Here is a 19,538-nt window from a genome sequence, read left to right on the forward strand (position 1 = left end):
GTATGAGCGGGTTACTCAGATGCGAAGGGATCTTCCAGTCCGATGTACTGGATAGAGGTGTATTCCTCAATACCTTCGGCACCACCCTCGCGGCCCATGCCGGACTGCTTCACTCCACCGAACGGTGCCGCCGCATTGGAGATCACGCCCAAGTTCGCGCCCATGAGACCGAACTCCAGACGGTGGCTCATGCGCATCATGCGGCGCTGCGATTCCGTGAACACGTAGGATGCCAGGCCATATTCGGTATCGTTTGCGATGGCTACTGCCTCGTCCTCCGTGCTGAACGTAATCACGGGAGCCACGGGGCCGAAGATTTCTTCTTGCGCCACTCGTGCTTCGCGTGGGACGTCGACAAGCACTGTAGGCGCGTAGAAATAGCCATTGCCTTCTAGCTTCTTGCCCCCGCAGAGCACCTTCGCGCCCTTTTCCACGGCATCGTCTACCAGCTCAGCGACGGAATCCTGCGCCTTCTTTTCCACCAGGGGCCCGCAGGTCACGCCTTCTTCAAGGCCATTGCCAAGGTTGAGTGCCTCGATCTTCTCAGCGAAGCGGTGCGCAAATTCCTCAGCCACGTCTTTATGCACGATAAAGCGATTCGCCGCGGTGCAAGCCTCGCCAATATTGCGCATCTTCGCAGCCATGGCGCCTTCCACAGCCTTGTCCAAGTTGGCGTCAGCGAACACGATGAATGGCGCGTTGCCACCCAACTCCATGGAGGTGCGCAGAACATTGTCGGCAGCGGCCTTGAGCAACGTCACGCCCACTGGGGTAGAACCGGTGAAGCTCACCTTGCGCAGGCGGCGATCCGCCATGAGTGGCTCGGAAATTGCCGATGCGGACTTCGATGCCACCACGTTGAGCACACCTTCGGGCAGGCCCGCATCGATCATGGTTTGCACAAAATACTGCGCGGTCAGCGGCGTAAGGCGCGCGGGCTTCAGCACCATCGTGCAGCCAGCGGCAATCGCCGGAGCAACCTTGCGCGTAGCCATCGCCAGCGGGAAGTTCCAAGGGGTAATCAACAGGCAGGGGCCTACGGGCTTTTTCACCGTGAGCATGCGCAGATTGCCCTCGGGGCTTGGGGCATAACGGCCATAATCACGCACCGCTTCCTCGGAGAACCAGCGCAGATACTCAGCACCGTAGGTCACTTCACCGCGAGCCTCGCTCAGCGGCTTGCCCATCTCCAGGGTCATGAGCGTGGCAAATTCTTCTGCGCGCTCGGTGACCAGCTCGAAGGCCTTGCGCAAAATATTGGAACGCTCGCGCGGGGAGGTGCGCGCCCATTCCTCTTGCACATCGCAGGCCGCATCCAGAGCCGCCCGCGCATCGTCGGAGCTTGCCGACGCCAACGTGGCAATGACCTCGCCGGTTGCAGGGTTTTCAACGTCGAAAGTCTCGCCGGTCTCGCGCCACTGTCCGCCGATATACACACCGGTGGGCACCTTGGCTAGTAATTGCTCGACATTCATGTGCTACTCCTTTTCAAAGGTGCCCGCGAGCACCTGGGATTGCGAGGCCAAGATCTGCACGTCGGCACCGATGGCGATGAAATCCACGCCGGCGTCAACGTATTCTTGAGCCTGTTCTAGGTTGAAGGCGTTCACACCAACCAGTTTCCCGGCTTGTTTGACCACCTCAATACAGTGATACACGTTTTTGAGCACATCAGGGTGAGACTGTTGGCCAAGCAAGCCCATCGACGCCGCAAGGTCCGAAGGCCCAATAAATACGGCATCCACACCCTCAGTCGCGGCGATCGCCTCGCAATTGTGCACCGCCTGCTCCGATTCGATTTGCACCGTCAAGCTCACCGTCTCCGATGCCTGATCCAGGTAGCCGGGCACACGGTTCCAACGTGAGGATCGAGCCAAAGCACTGCCCACACCGCGGACACCCTTTGGTGGGTAGTGCATCGCTGCGACGGCGTTAGCGGCGTCTTCGCCGGTATGGACCATCGGCACCATGATGTTCTGGGCACCTAGATCCAAATACTGCTTGATCAGAGCGGTGTCCAGTACTGGTACGCGCACCACGGGGGTAGCCGGCCCCGCAGCCACTGCGCGCAGCAGGGAGGAAATGGACTCCAGACCGATAGGGGAGTGCTCGCCGTCGATGAGCAGCCACTCAGCGCCGGAAAGGGAAAGAATTTCCGCTGCGGCTGGGCTGCCGGAGCACACCCACAAACCGGTGGCCACACCGCTGGTATCGCGGACGTGCTCGCTAAACGTTTGGGGGAGGTTTACTCGAATTTGCATGTGATCGCTCCAAGTGGTCCGAAGTCTGCGTGCACCGTGTCGCCCTCATATACCCACATTGGGCGGGTGAAGGATCCCGCGAGGATGATCTCGCCAGCCTCCAGTGAATCGCCGTGGGCCGCGAGCTTATTGGCAAGCCAAGCTACACCGGTGGCCGGGTGATTCAGGATCGCGGCAGCGACACCCGATTCCTCAATCACCTCGTTGCGATACAGCAGCGCCGCCACCCAGCGCAGATCAACGTCATGTGGCTTGACCGGATTGCCGCCGTACACCATGCCGCCCATGGCCGCATTGTCTGAGATGGTGTCCACGATCGTGCGGCCTTCCATCTCGATGCGCGAGCTCAAGATCTCCAGGGCAGGGATGACGTAGTCCGTAGCCTTCATCACGTCAAAGATGGTGACATTGGGGCCCTGCAGTGGCTCCTTGAGCACGAAGGCCAGCTCGGTTTCAATGCGGACGTTGGAAAACTGGGCGTGCTCAATCACCGAGCCATTCTCAAACACCATGTCCGAGAAGATCGCGCCATAATCAGGCTCAGTAATGCCGGTGGCCTGCTGCATCACCTTTGAAGTCAGACCAATCTTGCGGCCAACCGGACGGCGACCCGCCTCGATACCGCGACGACGCCACTCGTTTTGTACCGCGTAGGAATCCTCCACGGTCATGTCCTCGTAGCGCTTCGTTAGCAGTGGGATCATGGTGCGATCGGCCTCAGCCTTGGCAAGGTCATCCGCGATTTGAATAATTGTGTCTTTATCCAGCACGTTGTGCTCCTTCAAACAAAGAAAGCGGCGGCCGAAGCCGCCGCCATGGAAATGTGACGCGGGGGCGTCGAAAAGCTTAGAGCTGGTGGCCCAGCTTGTACTCGCCCTTCTTGTAATCCGGCATCTCCTCGCCCGGGCGGGTGTAAGAGAAGCCGTCGGCGCCGATCGTCTCTTCCAGCTCAGAGGCATCGGTGCGTTCGGTCAGCTCAACCAGGTTGCCGTCGAGGTCGAGCACTCGGGAACCGTCGGTGTACCAGGAAGGAACGACGGGGGTGCCCCACCAATCGCGACGCTGATTATCGTGCACATCCCAAGTCACGCGCGGGTTGTCTGGATCGCCCGTGTAGTAATCCTGGGTATAGATCTCCACGCGGTGACCATCCGGATCGCGCAGGTAGAGGTAGTAAGCATTGGACACGCCGTGGCGACCGGGGCCTCGCTCAATAGCGTCTGAGCGGCGCAGTGCACCGAGCTTGTCGCAGATCGCGATGATGTTGTGCTTCTCGTGCGTAGCGAAGGCAATGTGGTGCATGCGTGGGCCATCGCCACCAGTCATTGCAGTGTCGTGAACCGTAGGCTTACGACGCATCCAGGCCGCGTACACCGTTCCCTTGTCATCCTGAATGTCCTCGGTGACACGGAAGCCCAGGTCCTCCATGTACTCCACGGCCTTCGGGACGTCCGGAGTGATCTGGTTGAAATGATCCAGGCGGACCAGCGCGCCGGGGATGTGTGCCTGGTAGTCCCAAGCCATTCGACGCTCGTGCTTGACCTCGTAGAAGAACTCATAGGGGAATCCGAGCGGGTCTTCAACGCGGACCGAATCGCCAATGCCCTTGACGAATCCGTCTGCCTTGCGCTCCACGCGGCAGCCGCGCTCCTTGTAGAAGGCCTCTGCCTTGTCCAGATCCTCCGGCGAACGGACGCGGAAGGAAAAGGCTGCCACTGCCGCCTCTGGGCCCTGGCGCAGCACAAGGTTGTGGTGGATGAATTCCTCGTAGGTGCGCAGGTAGATGGCGTTGTCCTCTTCTTCGGTGACAACCAGGCCAAGGACGTCGACGTAGAAGTCGCGGGATGCCTTGAGGTCGGTGACGACGATCTCCATGTAGGCGCAACGCAAAATGTCTGGTGCTTGAGTGCTCATGATGTGCTCCTTAGGTGGTGGATTAGTCTTCTTGCTTGCCGAAGACGGGGTTGTGCACTTCGCCGAGGTTGATGTGCACGGCCTGCTGATCGGTGTAGAAATCGATGGAGCGGTAGCCGCCCTCATGGCCAAGGCCGGATGCCTTCACACCGCCGAATGGGGTGCGCAGGTCACGGACGTTGTTGGAGTTGAGCCAGACCATGCCGGCCTCCACGTTCTGCGCGAAGTTGTGGGCGCGCTTGAGATCATTGGTCCAAATGTAGGCAGCGAGACCGTACTTGGTGTTGTTGGCCAGCTCGAGTGCTTCTTCTTCGGTGTCGAAGGGGGTGATGGCAACGACGGGGCCGAAGATTTCCTCCTGGAAAATCCGGGCATCAGGGGAAACGTCTGCAAAGACAGTGGGCTGGACGAAGTTGCCTTCCTCGAAGCCCTCCGGGCGGCCGCCGCCAGCAACAAGGCGAGCCTCCTCCTTGCCGATTTCCACGTAGCTCATGACCTTTTCAAAGTGCTCAGGGTGTACCAGGGCGCCCACCTCGGTCTTGGGGTCCTCGGGCAGGCCAACCTTCACGCGCTTTGCCTGTGCTGCGTAGCGTTCCACGAACTCGTCGTAGATCTCGCGCTGAACCAGGATGCGGGAACCGGCGGTGCAGCGCTCACCGTTGAGGGAGAACACACCGAAGATGGTGGCGTCGATGGCGGTGTCCAGGTCTGCATCTGCGAAGACCACGGCCGGAGACTTGCCGCCGAGCTCCATGGACAGGCCCTTGAGATAGGGCGCGGCGTTGCCGAAGATGATCTGGCCGGTGCGGGACTCGCCGGTGAAGGAAATGAGTGGCACGTCGGGGTGCTTGACCAAGGAGTCGCCCGCGTAGCCTTCTTCGCCATAGCCATTGACGAGGTTGAATACGCCCTTAGGAAGGCCGGCCTCCTCGAAGATGCCAGGCCACAGGGAGGCTGAGAGTGGGGTGAATTCTGCAGGCTTGAGCACCACAGTGTTGCCGGTGGCCAGCGCCGGGCCGAGCTTCCAGGACTCCAGCATGAAGGGAGTATTCCATGGGGTGATTAGGCCTGCGACGCCGATGGGCTTGCGATTCACGTAGTTTGCCTGGCGGCCGGGGACCTTAAAGGCATCATCGTGCTGAGCAACGATGAGGTCAGCGAAGAATCGGAAGTTTTCAGCCGCGCGACGTGCTTGGCCGAGCGCCTGGGTGATGGGCAGGCCGGAGTCGTAGGATTCCATTTCAGCGAGGATGTCCTCGCGGGATTCGACGATGTCGGCGATCTTGTGCAGGATGCGGGAGCGCTCGCGGGGCAGCATCTTGGGCCAAGGGCCGTTATCGAAGGCCTCCTTGGCGGCCTTGACTGCGCGGTCGATGTCTTCGACCTTGCCGGAGGCTGCTTTGATGTAGGGCTCGTTGGTGACTGGGTTGATGACGTCGAAGGTGTCGCCGTCGATGGAATCGACCCATTCGCCGTTGATGTAATGCTGGATCTTCTCTGGCAGGTTCTTCGGTGCCATGGAATCGGTCCTTTCGGTGTTTGTTGTTAGGTGTTGGGCTTCGAGCCGCCGCTGGCCTTGTACGCTTCGATAGTGTTGAGCCTGTGTTGTCGGGCCACCTTCTCTACGTATGAGCCTTCGGCGCCCGCCTCGATCAGGGCGACGATTTGTTCGTGTTCCCTTACCGAGGCCAGTGCGCGCATCGGTACGAAGGCGAATGTGGATTCCCGGACGTAGTCCAAGCGTTCCCATTCGCTGTACACCAAATTCAAGAGATGCTCATTTGGGCATTGGCTAAACAGCACTTGGTGGAACTGTTTATTCAGTTCTGTGAATTCCACCGGATCGAGATTGGTGGTGGAGTATTCGAGCTTCGCGTTTAACTCGCGGGCTTCTGTGATGGCATCGGCGCTCAGGTGCGGAGCCGATAGAGCAGTGGCAACGCCTTCGAGCACTGCCACGGACTCCATCAGGTTTGAGTAGCGTTCGGGTTCAATCATGGTGACCCTCGCGCCGACGTTGCGGGCGAATGTTACCAATCCCTCGGCCTCAAGCTGGCGGATGGCTTCTCGGATAGGCACGGGGCTTACCGATAACTCATCGGCAATACTGCTCAGCACCAGCCGGTGGCCCGGGGCGAATTCGTGCGAGTGAATCCGCTCCTTAATCCACTCATAAGCCCGCTCAGTTTTACTCTGCTCGACTACTGCCATAATCCGGTACCGGGTTCTGCTTGAGGTACTCCTCCCACTGCTGTTTCCACTCGCCTGTGGGTGGGAAAAGTCCGCCGACGGGGTTGCCTTCCGCCACGCGTTCGGCAACCCATTCGTCCTGATGTTCCTTCTTAATGGCCGCGTCGACGACTTCCTCGACGATGTCGCGAGGAATCACGATTACGCCGTCGTCATCGCCAACGATCACATCGCCGGGCACCACGGTGGCGTTGCCGCAAGCGATCGGCAGATCCATGTCCCAAGGCACATGCTTGCGGCCGAGCACCGCAGGGTGTGCGCCTTGAGTGAACACTGGGAGGCCAACTTCCTGCACTGCGGCGTAGTCGCGCACCCCACCATCGGTGACGATGCCTGCAGCGCCAAGATCCTTCGCGCGGATGGCGAGCACGTCGCCTAGGGTGCCGGATCCAGGTTCTTGACGTGCCTCAATCACGAGCACTTCGCCGGGCTTGAGCGCATCGAATGCACGCTTTTGGGTGTTGTAGCCACCGCCGTGGGACTTGAATAGATCCTCGCGGCCGGGCACAAAGCGCAGTGTTTTGGCCACGCCCACCATCTTGGTACCGGGGGTTTGAGGATAAACGCCCTCGATGACTACTTGGTTGAGTCCGCGGCTGCGAAGCTGTGCGGAGAGCCCGGCAGTGGGGGTTGCTTCGAGCTTGGCTTTCAGGGACTCGGAGAGACCATCGCTGAGCCCTGCGGCTTCGCGTGAACCGTATGCATCTTCACGCTGCTTGTCATCGACCTTCGGCAGCATGCCCACGGACTCGTCGAAATCGCCGGGGCCTTCAACTACCTCGGTGCGCAACTTGCCGGAGGATTGGCCATTGCCGTCAACTTCAATCTCCATGACGTCGCCGGGTTGCACCACCGTGGAGCCGGCAGGGGTGCCGGTCAAGATGATGTCGCCGGGGTAGAGCGTCATGTGTTGAGAAAGGTCGGCAACAAACTGTGGCAGCGGGAAGATGAGGTCTTCCTCGCTGGTGGTGCCCTCTTGAGCAAGCTCTCCATTGACCCAGGTGCGAATGCGGAGTTGGTCGGGGGCGACCTCGCGGGCGTCGATAAGCTCCGGGCCTACGGGGGTGTAACCATCGCGGGACTTGGAGCGGGTATTCGAGCCCTTGTCCTGTGCGCGGTAGTCGTATATGCCCAGGTCATTGGAGGCGGTGACGGCTGTAACGTAATCCCAGGCCTGATCGAGGGGGATATTTTTGCCTTCGCGTCCAATGATGAGGGCAATTTCACCCTCAAAAGCTAAAAGCTCACATCCGGCCGGGCGAACGACCTGTCCGGAGTCTGCAAGGGAACTGGTGGCCTTCATGAAATATGACGGCTGCTTCGGGCGACGTCCTCGCTGCGCGGCGCGTGATTCGAACGCCACGTGCACGGCGATGATTTTCCCCGGTGTAGCAGGCAACTTGCTCAGGATCTCCATGAAGCCTCCTTTCTGTGAGTTCTTGACGTTTGTGGCAAATCATATATGATGGCTTCTAACCCCGCAAGTAGTGTGGATCACAAAATTTGAAAAGTATGCTGGTGGGTCACAGGAAACTGTGACGCTAGGCACCTGCAATACTGGCAAAATCCACGTGCTTCACCGCGTAAAGTGTTTCAAACCACAACGTCGAAATGCGGGGTCGTGGATGAGATCAAATATTTTCAAGGAGGTTCGATGAGTTCGAACACAAACGGTGTGCTGCCCGGCGATGAGGTGCGTAGCACCAACGAGCAGCGTCGAGTAGCTCTGGCTACAACGGTGGGTACCGCCATCGAGTGGTACGACTTCTTCCTGTACGCCAGCGCAGCAGGCTTGGTGTTTAACAAGCTGTTCTTCGCTGGGCTCGGTGCGCAGGCCGCTACCGTCGTTAGCTTCCTTACCGTTGGACTGAGCTTCCTGTTCCGTCCTTTCGGCGCGTTCCTCGCCGGCTACTTCGGCGATAAGTTTGGTCGTCGCGTCGTACTGATGGTGACGCTCATGGGCATGGGTACAGCTACCGCAGTCATTGGTCTGCTGCCCACCTACGCCTCCATCGGTGTTGCCGCGCCGATTCTGCTCATTTTGCTTCGCGTCCTGCAGGGTATTTCTGCAGGTGGCGAATGGGGCGGCGCGGTCCTCATGGCAGTGGAGCACGCGCCAGATCACAAGCGTGGCTGGTATGGCTGCTCGCCCCAGATCGGCGTGCCGCTCGGACTCCTTCTTGCTTCCGGAATGCTGGCGCTGATGAGCCTGATTGCCCCCGGCGATGCCTTCCTCGACTGGGGTTGGCGCATCCCGTTCCTGGTGAGCGTGGTGCTCATTGGCCTGGGCTACTTCATCCGCCGTGGGGTGGATGAGTCCCCAGTGTTCAAAGAAATCGCCGAGCGTAAAGAACAAAACAGCAATCCCATCGGCTCCCTGCTGAAGAAGAACGGCATGCTGGTGTTCCTTGCAGCCCTCGTCTTTGCAGGTAACAATGCGGTGGGGTACATGACCACCGGCGGCTGGATCCAGAAGTACGCTTCGAATCCCGAAGGCCCCGTTGGCCTGACTCGTGACACTGTGCTGCTGGCAGTCACCGGCTCGGCCGCATCTTGGCTGGTGTTCACTCTGCTTTCGGGCAAGGTTTCTGACCTTATCGGCCGCAAGAAGACGTACATCTTGGGTTTCTTGCTGCAGCTCGGCGGCGTGTTCACGCTTTTCCCGCTGGTGAACCAGGGCAGTGGCATCTCGCTGTTCTTTGGCCTGGCGCTGCTGACCATCGGCACCGGCTTCACTTATGGCCCGCAGGCTGCCATGTATGCAGAGATCTTCCCGGCTTCGGTGCGCTTCTCCGGCGTATCCATCTCTTATGCCATCGGCGCGATCTTGGGCGGCGCTTTCGCCCCCACGATTGCAGAATCGCTTGTCGACGCCACGGGTGGCACCCAAGCAGTGACCTACTACTTGGTGTTTATGACCGTCGTTGGCTTGCTGGCAACGATCGCACTCCGCGACAAAACAAACGTCCCACTTGGGCCTCTACACGAAGAAGAGCAGCGCGAGCGCCCCTTCGTTTGGAGTACCGCATAACCAAACCCTTGCGGTGTAGTTCGCTACAACGCACACGACACTTCTAGGAGACGTCATGCAATTCCACCACCACGGCTATGTTTCTACCAATCCCCGGGTTCTGCCTGCGGCGGGTCTCGGACTCGACCGTAGCGATGAGCTGCCGGACGAAATGGACGTGCTCATCGTTGGCGCAGGTCCTGCAGGCATGATCACGGCAGCGCAACTATCGATGTTCCCGAATGTGCACACCCGCATCATCGATCGCCGCCCCCATCGTCTGGAAATCGGCCAGGCGGACGGTATCCAGGCACGTTCGGTAGAAACCTTCCAGGCATTCGGCTTTGCCAAAGAAATCACCGACGAGGCGTATCGCATCACAGAGATGGCTTTCTGGAAGCCCAAGGCAGACGCTCCTGAAGAAATTCACCGCACCGCTCGCACTCTTGACGATGAGCACGGCGTGTCCGAATTCCCACACTTGATCGTCAACCAGGCTCGCGTGCTGGATTACTTCGCAGAATTCATGGATCGTTCGCCTTCGCGGATGAAGCCAAACTTCGGCTTCGAGTTCCTTGGCCTGGAGGTTGGCGAGGGCGAGTACCCAGTGAAGGTACAGCTTCGTGACGTGGACTCGGGTGAAGAGCGCACCGTGCACACCAAGTATGTGGTGGGCTGTGACGGCGCTCGTTCTGGCGTTCGCAAGGCCATAGGCGGTCGACTCGAAGGCAAGGCGGCAAACCACGCCTGGGGCGTCATGGACGTCATCGCAGAGACTGACTTCCCGGACATCCGTCTCAAGTGCGCGATTAACTCCAAGCACGGCTCTATCCTGCATATCCCCCGCGAAGGTGGCTACCTCTTCCGCATGTATGTGGACTTGGGTGAGGTGGATGAAAACGACAATGGCCAAGTGCGTAACACCACCATTGAAGAGATCATCGAGCAGGCCAATAACATCCTGAGCCCCTATACCTTGGACGTGAAGGAAGTGTGCTGGCACTCGGTGTACGAGGTGGGACACCGCTTGGCCAACAAGTTCGATAACCTCTCCGATGCGTGCCCCGAACCGCGCGTGTTCATCACCGGCGATGCCTGCCACACGCACTCTGCTAAGGCGGGTCAAGGCATGAACGTGTCCATGCAAGATGGCTTCAATATCGGCTGGAAGCTGGGCTATGTGCTTGACGGACGTAGCCCCGAAACCCTGCTGCGCACCTACGGTGAGGAGCGCAAGGAAATTGCCAAGAACCTCATCGACTTTGACCGTGAGTGGTCCACGTTGATGGCTACCCCAACCGAAGAGCTGGAGAACCCCAGCTACCTGGAGGACTACTACGTTCGGACCGCTGAATTCCCAGCAGGTTTCATGACGGAGTACCGCGAATCTAGCCTCACTGGCAATAAAGATCATCAGGATCTGGCCAAGGGCTTCCCCGTGGGCAAGCGATTCAAGTCCGCCCAGGTTTGCCGCGTTGCGGACGCCAACCCCATCCACTTGGGTCACCATGCAAAGGCCGATGGCCGTTATCGCATCTACGTGTTTGCTGATGGCGTCGGGCAAGACACCAAGGCGCAACAGTGGGCGCAGTGGTTCGCCAATGATCCCGCTTCACCGCAGAATCGCTACACGCTGCCCGGCGATGAGGACGCAATGTTCGACACCAAGATCGTGTACCCGGCGTTGCACACCGAGGTGGATCTCAACGAGGTGCCGAAGGTGTTCTTCCCGAAGTGTGGTCCTTTCAAGGTGAGCAACTACGAGAAGGTGTACTCGCTGCTGCCTGATCACAACATCTTTGAAGAACGCGAAATTGCGACCGAAGGTGCGGTCGTGGTGGTGCGCCCGGATCAGTACGTGGCTGCGGTGCTGCCATTGGACGCTCCCGAGCTGCTGAGCGAAGTCTTTGAAGACGTGCTCATCGAGCGCTAAACCAGTCATTTCAAGGCGTCGGCGGACTCCGTCGGCGCCTTGAAGCGCATAATGGTCACCAGGAGGTTGCTATGAGTATTGGAATCGCTGAGTTTCGCAATGCGGTCAACAGCACGGTGGTGCCTTTGCTTATCGACGCCCCATCGCCGGAATCCTTCCAGGGGACCGTGCAGCGGCACGACGTGGGGAGAACCACGTTCGTGCATATTGCGGCGAGTGCCCATTCTGTGCGACGCACCGCGGAGCTGATCGCGGGGCCTTCCGAGGCTTATATCAAGTTGAGTCAGATTATCGATGGCCAGGGTGTGCTTCGCCAAGATGGGCGTTCGGTGCGTTTTAGCCAAGGCGACATCGTCATTTATGACACAACGCGTCCTTATTCTTTGGATTTTTGCTCTGATTGCACCCTGCTGGTGGTGATGGTGCCGAAGAAAGATTTCGGGCTCTCAGAAAAGGTGCTGGCGAATCTCACCGCCATCTCCCTGACCAAGGGTTTCGCCGTGAGCTCCGCAGTGAGCGCGTTTCTAAGCGAACTTGCTCATAATTTCAGTGAGTTGGGTACCCGTGCTGGGGCGCAGCTTGCAGAAATGGTGGTGGCGATGATTCGGCCCGTCCTGATGGCCGCGGCTGAGGACTCCGGCTTTGGCCTGGATTCTAAGGGTCGCCTGCTGCGAGATATCGAGCAATACATCGATACGCATCTGAGTGACCCTGATCTGAATCCGAAAACTATTGCGCAGGCACACTTCATCTCTGTGCGCTACCTTCACTCGCTCTACAGTGATCACGCCACCACGGTGGCCGCGACGATTAAGGCGCGGAGGTTGGATCAGGCTCATTCGATGTTAGTTGATCAATCCTGCGCATCCATGCCCATTAGTTCGATTGCCGCCGAATGTGGGATGCCGGATGCCGCGTATTTTTCTCGGGCGTTCAAGGAGCGCTTTGGTGAGAGTCCCAGTGCCGCGCGGAGACGCTGAGCACTATTGGCTAATTTCGGCGCACCAAAACACAAGATTGGGTGAGCTGGCTCACCTACACTCATGGTCTAGATCACCGAAACGAAGGGATGCAGCATGCAAACTCAGCAGTACATCAATGGTCAATGGGTCGATGGCGCAGCGGATGCCATCGAGTCCTACAACCCCGCCACCGGCGAAGTGATTGCTAACGTCGCCAGTGCAAATGAAGCCCAGGTGAATGAGGCAGTAGCCGCAGCTCGCTCTGCGCTGGCAGGGGAGTGGGCAAACCTGCTCCCAGTCCAACGCGCCGAGGTCTTGTTCAAGATCGCCGATCTCATTGAGGCGAACGCTGAGGAATTCGCTCAACTTGAGACCCTGGATCAGGGCCAGCCAATTGGTGTGGCACGCCAGGTTTCCGTCGCCGGTGCAGCAAATCACTTCCGCTACTTCGCCGGGTTCGTGACCAAGATTCAGGGCACCACAAACCCCGTCAGTTTCCCCGACACCTTGCACTACACCAAGCGTGAACCAGTGGGCGTCAATGCGCTGATCACCCCGTGGAACTTCCCGCTCATGATCCTGGCCTGGAAGCTCGCTCCCGCACTTGCCACCGGCAACACCGTCGTGATTAAGCCTTCGGAAGTTACCCCGCTGACCTCCATCAAGTTGGTGGAGATCTGCGAGCAGGCCGGTGTGCCCGCTGGCGTCGTGAATATCGTCACTGGTGCCGGCAACGTCGGTGCTCTGTTGAGTTCCCACATGGATGTGGATCACCTCTCCTACACAGGCTCCACGCCCACAGGCAAAGCCATTACCCACGCAGCAGCAGATTCCAACCTCAAGCGTCTGACCTTGGAACTGGGTGGCAAAGCTCCTTCCATCATCACCTCTTCTGCAGACATTGATGCTGCCGTGGCGGGCAATGTGGGTGGCGCGCTGTTGAACTCCGGCCAGGTGTGTGCCGCGTACACCCGTTTCTACGTGGACAGCAAGGTGCACGACGAGTTCGTCGAAAAGCTTGCTGGTGCCGCCTCCTCCATGAACGTAGGCCCCGGCGCCGATGAAAACTCGCAGCTCACCCCGGTCGTTTCTGAAAAGCACCTCGGCCACGTCACCAACCTCATTGAGGCGGGTCGCTCGGAAGGCGCCGAGCTAGTCACGGGCGGCAAGCGCATCGACCGCGACGGTTTCTTTGTTGAGCCCACCGTCTTCACCGGTGTTTCTGACGAAAACACGATCGCCAAGGAAGAAATCTTCGGCCCCGTGCTTTCAGTCATGCAATACGAAGGCCAAGACGGACTCGATGAAGTCATCGCTCGCGCTAACGACACCGAATATGGCCTCGCCGCTGCTGTGTGGACCAAGGACATTGCCGAAAGCCAGAAGATTGCCAACGGCCTTCGCTCCGGCGCGGTGTTCGTCAACATGCTGCCGATCCCAGACATGGCTGCACCCTGGGGCGGCTACAAGCAGTCCGGCTGGGGCCGCGAGATGGGCCCGCAGGCCATCGAGTGCTACACCGAAACCAAGGCAGTTTGGCTCCACTACGGTAGCTAGAAGCATTCGCTGACTCGCCCTACGACGGCACCGGGAAGATTCACCTCCCGGTGCCGTCGTTATGCGTTTCAGATCCCTTGGGTTTGGATAGCCCAGCCCCGAGAAAATGCGTTGAATAGCTCGGCGTGCGCAACAGTGGTCTAGCGCCTTGAGGAAAGTCGCCGCCGTTTCATATTTCGGAAGATATGCTGTGACCGCTTGATCATGCTTGAGGTCTCGCAGCCACGCTGTAAACGTGAATCAGGGCCGCTCGATTGTGAGAAAGAGTGCAGAGGGGTTTGGTCTGGTGGGGCGTCGAAAAGCTTGCTGCTGGTTATCGGCAATAGCTGGAATGTGTGCTTGAGTCACGATCGCTGCGCCCTTGCCTAAAAGAAGGGCAAAAAAATTGCCCCGCCGTAGCGGGGCTTGGGGGTTAGGAGTGTAACTCGTCGATTTCTCGAGCGGCTCGGAAGCCAGTCTCAATCGCGCCATCCACGAAGGAGTTCCAACCGGCTGCCCAGTCGGAACCGGCGAAAATCAAGTTGCCGTGGCGCAGCTTCTCGGGGTGGCCGTGGAGGAATTGGCCGGTGCGAGGTGTGGCCCAGGTCTGGCCGGTGAATTCATCCTCGACCCAATCGTGGCTGAAGGTGTCAACCACTTCTAGGTCAGCCTCCCACGCATCGAGTGCCTTCTGGACTTCCTCGACGCTGTTGAGATCGATGGCAGCGTGGTCGGGGCCAAAGCCGACGCAGATGGTGGTGTCGTCGTCCAAGAAGTACTCGGAGCGAAGCAGGGCGAGCGGGTGGCCGTCGGGGGCGTAGGCCAGCACTTTGCGGTGTCCCTTGATCTTCACCCAGACTTTATGGCCGGTGCAGTTCCATCCTTCGACCATGGCCTCCTTGGCGTGCTTGGGCAGATCGCCGGTGAAGTCGATGGTTCGTAGTGCGCCGATGGGGAGGGTGACCACGAGCTGGTCAAAGTGGCGGGTGGTGCCGTCTTCCAGTGTGATGTCGACGCCCTTGCCTGCGTCAAGATCGTCGACCTTGGTCACGCGCGAGTTCAGGTGCACCTCGCCGCGGATGTCTTCGCGGATCTTGGTGTAGATGCGCTTCATGCCGCCGACGAGCTTGTAGCGAAGCGTTTGATCATCCAGCAGCGAAAGGCGATGGTCTGAAAGCGAAGCCCAGTGCGCCGCCATGATTGGCGAAGCGGTGCGGGATTCGCCGTTGTATCCGGCATTCCAGTATGCGTTAGCGAGTGCAACTTCCTCGTCGCTGAATTCGCCATTACGGACGCAGTCGAGCACAGTGCCGGTGTCTGCGGCCTCCACGGCATCGCGGTTGGTCCAGGGTGCGTGGGGTAGCGGGAAAAGCTCACGGGAACGCTCGAAAATCTTTGCTTGGACAGCGGCGAGCTTTTCGTCCACATCGGCTTCCTTACCGCGGTGTACCTTGTCGCCAACGATCCAGAATGCCTCGTCACACACGGGGGACGCCACAATTTCAGAGCCGTAACGGGTGATCTCTGCCCAGATGAATGGCTGCATCCAGTGGACCCAGGTGCCGCCGATTTCTAGCGTGTAGCCCATCCGCTCTTCGGTCCAGGTGCGACCGCCGATGCGGTCACGTGCTTCAAAAATTTCCACGTCATAGCCGAGGCGCTCGAGTTCGCGCGCAGAGATGAGTCCGGCGAAACCCGCGCCGATGATGCCGATGGAACCTTTGGAATGTGCCATGGGATGCTCCTTCTTGAGTTGCGGTGATGTGTCCCACTTCACCATGATCCGCATCACAAATCTTGGCGAGAGGTGCAGTGCTTTTGTGATCGGGCGCATAGCCATCACTGGAGTCTGTGATCAACACAGAATTCTCCTTAGAGTCGTCTGAGTCACCACGAAGTGTGGTTTGGAACACCTTAGACGTTAGGGAGATCATGGCAACAACAGACAAGGAACACGCCCTCCAGGGGCATTTGGGTGCCGGATCGCTGATGATGTTGATCATCGCAGCTTCAGCGCCACTGACCGCCGTCGCCGGTGGTGCGCCAACCAGTTATGCAGTCACAGGCATGGTGGAAGTGCCGATGGGGTACCTCGTGCTCGGCGTCGTGCTTCTGATCTTCGCTGTTGGCTACGCGGCCATGAGCAGCAACATCACCAATGCCGGTGCCCTGTATGCCTATATCGCCACTGGCTTGGGTAAGCGACACGGACTCGCCGCTGCTTGGCTGGCGTTGGTGAGTTATAACGCCATGCAGATCGGCCTCTACGGCATTGTGGGGGTGACGATTTCTGGAACGCTCTCGGCGCTACTTGGAATAGAAGTGAGCTGGTGGATCGCGGCGTTGGTGTGTTGGTTGGTGACGGCACTTCTTGGTGCGATGAACATTGATGCTTCTGCAAAAGTCATCGGAGTCTTGGTGTTGCTGGAATTCGCGGTCGTTGCATTCGTGGATTTCATCGGCCTGGCCAACCCGGCGGAAGGTTTGAGCGCGCAAGCTTTCGATCCCGCTGGATTTGCTGGGCCTGGCGTTGGTGCGGCATTGGCATTCGGCATGGCAGCATTCATGGGTTTTGAATCCGCCACGATCTACGCAGAGGAAGCAAAAGACCCCAAGCGTTCCGTGCCACGGGCAACGTATGGTGCATTGATGTTGATCGCTGGCTTTTACGCCTTCTCGGCTTGGGCTATTGGCCAAGGAGTTGGCGACTCTCAAATCGTCGACCGCGCACGTGAGCTTGGTCCTGAGCTCATTTTCGTTTTTCTCGAAGAAGGTGGCCACGGTGGGTTAGCAACTGTTGGCCGCATCATCTTTGTAACCTCGCTGCTCGCGGCGCTGTTTGCATTCCATAACGCTGTGGCGCGTTACGCACTTGTGCTCGGCCGTGAAGGCGTTCTGCCGGAAAAGCTCGGACGCACTCATCCGAAAACCCACGCCCCGATCTATGCTTCCCTCGCGCAGTCGGCACTCGCACTGCTGTTCATTGTAGGTTTCGCCGCCTACGGTGAGGCCACCAATGCGGGACCGGAATTCCCGGTTCTCACCATGTTCTCCTGGCTGACCAACGCTGGTGCGTTCGGCATTGTGTTCCTGCTGCTGATCACCTCAATCGCGGTTGTGATGTTCTTCAGGGGAGACCGCGAGCACAATGTCTTCGTGCGGGTGATCGCGCCTGTGCTGGCGATGATTGGCCTGGCCGTGATCTTCATCGAAATCTTGATTCACTTTGATGTGATGGTGGGGCAAGAGGGTTTCCATCCGCTGGTCGTAGGTATGCCCTCGGTGATTCTTCTTACCGGCGTTGCTGGCTATATTCGTGGCGAAATGCTGCGACGCAGCAATCCTGAGCTGTATGAATGCATTGGAACGGGCGTGGGCGTTGCAGCTTAACGACGCGCCACGGTGGCCGTAGCAACGGCCACGAAAGCTCCGAACAGTAATGACCATTCCTGGTCAATGACCTGGGACAGCAGCGATAGTATCCACGGGGCAAAAAACCCGAGGTACGTGGCGGAATAGTAGATGGCCGTATGTTGTCCCAGGTCATCTTTATGCGCTGCATTCTGCACTAGGAATAGCCCCGACACCATGAGGGTGCCGTAAGCTGCTCCCAGAACGGGCGCGGTAAGAAGCATTGCGAAAACTGAGTGGCTATGTGCGATCCAGGCGCCGAGCACCATCCCCACGGCAGCCAAGAAAAGCCCGACGCCTACCGGAGCGCGCCCAGTGTTGAGGATCCTGCGATTCACAGCCTGTTGCACGGCCACCCCGCTGAGCATCGTCATCGAGGCGATCAAGCCGGCAAAGGCAATGTCTGCCTCGGTGCTGAGGAATGTGGGGAGAGTTGCAAAAGCAGTGGTGGCTGCCCCGAACACCCAGGGTGCCCACAATAGAATCCTGAAGGAAGGTAGGCTCCATCCTCGCGGAGAAACTTCGCATGGAGGGGCGGTCTCGGGGACGTTCCACACTGCCATGCCAGAGACGATAATAAGCAGCAGGTGGGCCGCTAATGGGGTGTATAGCGGTGCGGGTAACCATTGGGCCATGGCGCCACTGACGGCGGGGCCTAACCCGAAGCCAGCGGATGTTGCCACGGTTGCGCGCTTTGCGCCCAACGCTATGGATCCGCCATTAGCTGCAGTGAGCTCTTTCAACCACGCTGCTCCGGCTGCCAGCATGAGCCCCACTGCGATTCCGGTGACTAGACGTCCCGCAGCCACGACGATCTCAAAACGTTCGGGAAAGAACATCAACAACAGGGTGCCAAAAAGGGAAATCACCGCTGCGGGGCGCATGACGGCTCTGCGGCCAAGGTAGTCGGAACGAGTGCCGCCGAGGACGAGTGCGGGTACGAGGCCGAGAATGTAGATGGCTAAAAGAAGGGTCACTTTGGACTGGGTGAGTGAAAGTTCTGCCCGATAAACGGGTAGGAGTGGAGCAAAGTGATTCGCGCCGAAACCTATTGCGAACATCGCCAGAGAGACCCTTTTCCAATCCTGCATATCAGTAGTGTAGTTCGGGTCACATTAGGGGGTATGGATGGGGGTGGGTCTGTAGAGAACCCCCTGCGCACAAGCTTTGGATTTAGGGTGCGCTAACTAAGGTTTGCCTATGCTAGTAATTTTTGTTTAGGTAGCCGGGATCCCCATCGAAGAAAGGCAATGATGAAACTCAAGTCTTTGACAGCAGCCATGCTCGCGATGAGCCTCGGCCTGGCCGCTTGTGGCGCGGAGGAACAGCAGTCTGCGTCGAAAAGCAATGAAATTACCGTGGAAGACAACTACGGGCAGGTCGCAATTCCCGTCCCGGTAGAGCGGGCAGCCTCGACCGACAATCGAACCTTCGAAATTCTCGCCGACTGGGATATCCCGCTGGTTGCCGCGCCGAAGACGTTGATTCCCGATACCATCGACGCCTACGAAGGCGACGACGTTGCAGATATGGGATCGCATCGCGAACCCAACCTGGAAGCGCTGGTTGAAGCCCAGCCGGATCTCATCATCTCTGGCCAGCGTTTCTCTCAACACTATGAAGACATGAAGAAGCTCAATCCGGAAGTGCCGATCGTGGACTTCGAACCTCGCAAAGATCATGACTTCTTTGAAGACATGAAGCGCGAAGTGATGGCAATGGGCAAGATCTTTGACAAAGAATCCGAAGCGAAAGAGCTCGTCGCGGACTTTGACAAGGCTGCCGAGCGAGCAAAAAAGGCCTACAACGGCAGCGATACCGTCATGGCAGTGAACGTCTCCGGCGGCGAAATCGGCTACATCGCCCCCAAAGTTGGCCGCACCTACGGCCAAATCTTCGAATTGCTCAACCTCAAGCCAGCGCTGGAGGTAGAAGGCGCGAGCAGCAACCACGAAGGTGACGACATTTCGGTCGAAGCAATCGCTGAGTCCAATCCGAACTGGATTTTCGTACTCGACCGTGACGGAGCAATCAATGCTGACAAGCCCGATTATCAAAAAGCTTCCAAGGTCATCGCTGACTCTCCAGCACTCAAGAACGTCAGCGCAATCAAGGATCAGCATTTGGTGTACGCACCGCAGGATACCTACATTAACGAATCCATCATTACCTACACGGAAATGCTCAACGACATCGCCGATGCATTCGAGCAGTCCAAGTAACGAGGAAAACTTTTCGTGATTCGTTCCCTGAACCCCCGC

The 19,538-nt window shown here is 58.5% G+C and carries 15 protein-coding genes; 6 read left to right on the forward strand and 9 right to left on the reverse strand.

Annotation, left to right across the window (positions count from 1 at the left end; all coding sequences use genetic code 11):
• Positions 1-11: 11 nt before the first annotated feature.
• The 7 genes from CGERO_RS03040 to CGERO_RS03070 all read right to left on the reverse strand — a co-directional run bounded on the left by CGERO_RS03040 (position 12) and on the right by CGERO_RS03070 (position 7,842).
• Positions 12-1,475, reverse strand: coding sequence for an NAD-dependent succinate-semialdehyde dehydrogenase (locus CGERO_RS03040; protein ID WP_123933417.1), 1,464 nt, complete (start codon positions 1,473-1,475; stop codon positions 12-14).
• Between the two features lie 3 nt (positions 1,476-1,478).
• On the reverse strand, positions 1,479-2,261 hold the full coding sequence (locus CGERO_RS03045; RefSeq protein WP_123933418.1) for an HpcH/HpaI aldolase family protein: 783 nt from the start codon (positions 2,259-2,261) through the stop codon (positions 1,479-1,481).
• Positions 2,246-3,031: a 2-oxo-hept-4-ene-1,7-dioate hydratase gene (hpaH, locus tag CGERO_RS03050; RefSeq protein WP_123933419.1), complete on the reverse strand. Its 786-nt coding sequence runs from the start codon at positions 3,029-3,031 to the stop codon at positions 2,246-2,248. Before hpaH ends, CGERO_RS03045 begins: the two co-directional genes overlap by 16 nt.
• A gap of 76 nt (positions 3,032-3,107) precedes the next feature.
• Positions 3,108-4,175: a 3,4-dihydroxyphenylacetate 2,3-dioxygenase gene (hpaD, locus tag CGERO_RS03055; RefSeq protein WP_123933420.1), complete on the reverse strand. Its 1,068-nt coding sequence runs from the start codon at positions 4,173-4,175 to the stop codon at positions 3,108-3,110.
• 22 nt (positions 4,176-4,197) lie between these two features.
• Entirely contained in the window at positions 4,198-5,694 is a 1,497-nt protein-coding gene (gene hpaE, locus CGERO_RS03060) for a 5-carboxymethyl-2-hydroxymuconate semialdehyde dehydrogenase (protein WP_123933421.1), read from the reverse strand.
• A 26-nt stretch (positions 5,695-5,720) separates the two neighbouring features.
• Positions 5,721-6,386 carry a GntR family transcriptional regulator gene (locus CGERO_RS03065; RefSeq protein WP_123933422.1) on the reverse strand — a complete coding sequence of 222 codons (666 nt, stop codon included), beginning with the start codon at positions 6,384-6,386 and terminating at the stop codon, positions 5,721-5,723.
• Entirely contained in the window at positions 6,364-7,842 is a 1,479-nt protein-coding gene (locus CGERO_RS03070; protein ID WP_123933423.1) for a fumarylacetoacetate hydrolase family protein, read from the reverse strand. The genes CGERO_RS03065 and CGERO_RS03070 overlap by 23 nt, the downstream gene beginning before the upstream one ends.
• A 237-nt stretch (positions 7,843-8,079) precedes the next feature.
• Here CGERO_RS03070 and CGERO_RS03075 point away from each other — a divergent pair, with 237 nt between their 5' ends.
• The 4 genes from CGERO_RS03075 (at position 8,080) to CGERO_RS03090 (ending at position 13,887) form a co-directional block, all read left to right on the forward strand.
• Positions 8,080-9,456: an MFS transporter gene (locus tag CGERO_RS03075; protein ID WP_123933424.1), complete on the forward strand. Its 1,377-nt coding sequence runs from the start codon at positions 8,080-8,082 to the stop codon at positions 9,454-9,456.
• Positions 9,457-9,511: 55 nt separating this feature from the next.
• Complete coding sequence (locus tag CGERO_RS03080) at positions 9,512-11,368, forward strand: FAD-binding monooxygenase (RefSeq protein ID WP_123933425.1); 1,857 nt, start codon at positions 9,512-9,514, stop codon at positions 11,366-11,368.
• A gap of 71 nt (positions 11,369-11,439) precedes the next feature.
• Positions 11,440-12,348: an AraC-like ligand-binding domain-containing protein gene (locus tag CGERO_RS03085; protein WP_123933426.1), complete on the forward strand. Its 909-nt coding sequence runs from the start codon at positions 11,440-11,442 to the stop codon at positions 12,346-12,348.
• A 96-nt stretch (positions 12,349-12,444) separates the two neighbouring features.
• On the forward strand, positions 12,445-13,887 hold the full coding sequence (locus CGERO_RS03090; RefSeq protein WP_123933427.1) for an aldehyde dehydrogenase family protein: 1,443 nt from the start codon (positions 12,445-12,447) through the stop codon (positions 13,885-13,887).
• 412 nt (positions 13,888-14,299) lie between these two features.
• Here CGERO_RS03090 and CGERO_RS03095 read toward each other — a convergent pair whose 3' ends face one another.
• Positions 14,300-15,601: a flavin monoamine oxidase family protein gene (locus tag CGERO_RS03095; protein WP_123933428.1), complete on the reverse strand. Its 1,302-nt coding sequence runs from the start codon at positions 15,599-15,601 to the stop codon at positions 14,300-14,302.
• Between the two features lie 197 nt (positions 15,602-15,798).
• Here CGERO_RS03095 and CGERO_RS03100 point away from each other — a divergent pair, with 197 nt between their 5' ends.
• Positions 15,799-17,256: an APC family permease gene (locus CGERO_RS03100; RefSeq protein ID WP_123933429.1), complete on the forward strand. Its 1,458-nt coding sequence runs from the start codon at positions 15,799-15,801 to the stop codon at positions 17,254-17,256.
• On the opposite strand, the gene CGERO_RS03105 is transcribed toward CGERO_RS03100, so the two are convergent.
• Positions 17,253-18,368 carry an MFS transporter gene (locus tag CGERO_RS03105; protein ID WP_123933430.1) on the reverse strand — a complete coding sequence of 372 codons (1,116 nt, stop codon included), beginning with the start codon at positions 18,366-18,368 and terminating at the stop codon, positions 17,253-17,255. The two genes, CGERO_RS03100 and CGERO_RS03105, sit on opposite strands and share 4 nt — an antisense overlap.
• A gap of 159 nt (positions 18,369-18,527) precedes the next feature.
• On the opposite strand from CGERO_RS03105, the gene CGERO_RS03110 reads away from it, so the two are divergent.
• Positions 18,528-19,499, forward strand: coding sequence for a siderophore ABC transporter substrate-binding protein (locus CGERO_RS03110; RefSeq protein ID WP_123933431.1), 972 nt, complete (start codon positions 18,528-18,530; stop codon positions 19,497-19,499).
• The last annotated feature ends 39 nt before the right edge of the window (positions 19,500-19,538 follow it).

The sequence above is a fragment of the Corynebacterium gerontici genome (assembly GCF_003813985.1).
GTDB classification, from domain to species: Bacteria; Actinomycetota; Actinomycetes; order Mycobacteriales; family Mycobacteriaceae; genus Corynebacterium; species Corynebacterium gerontici.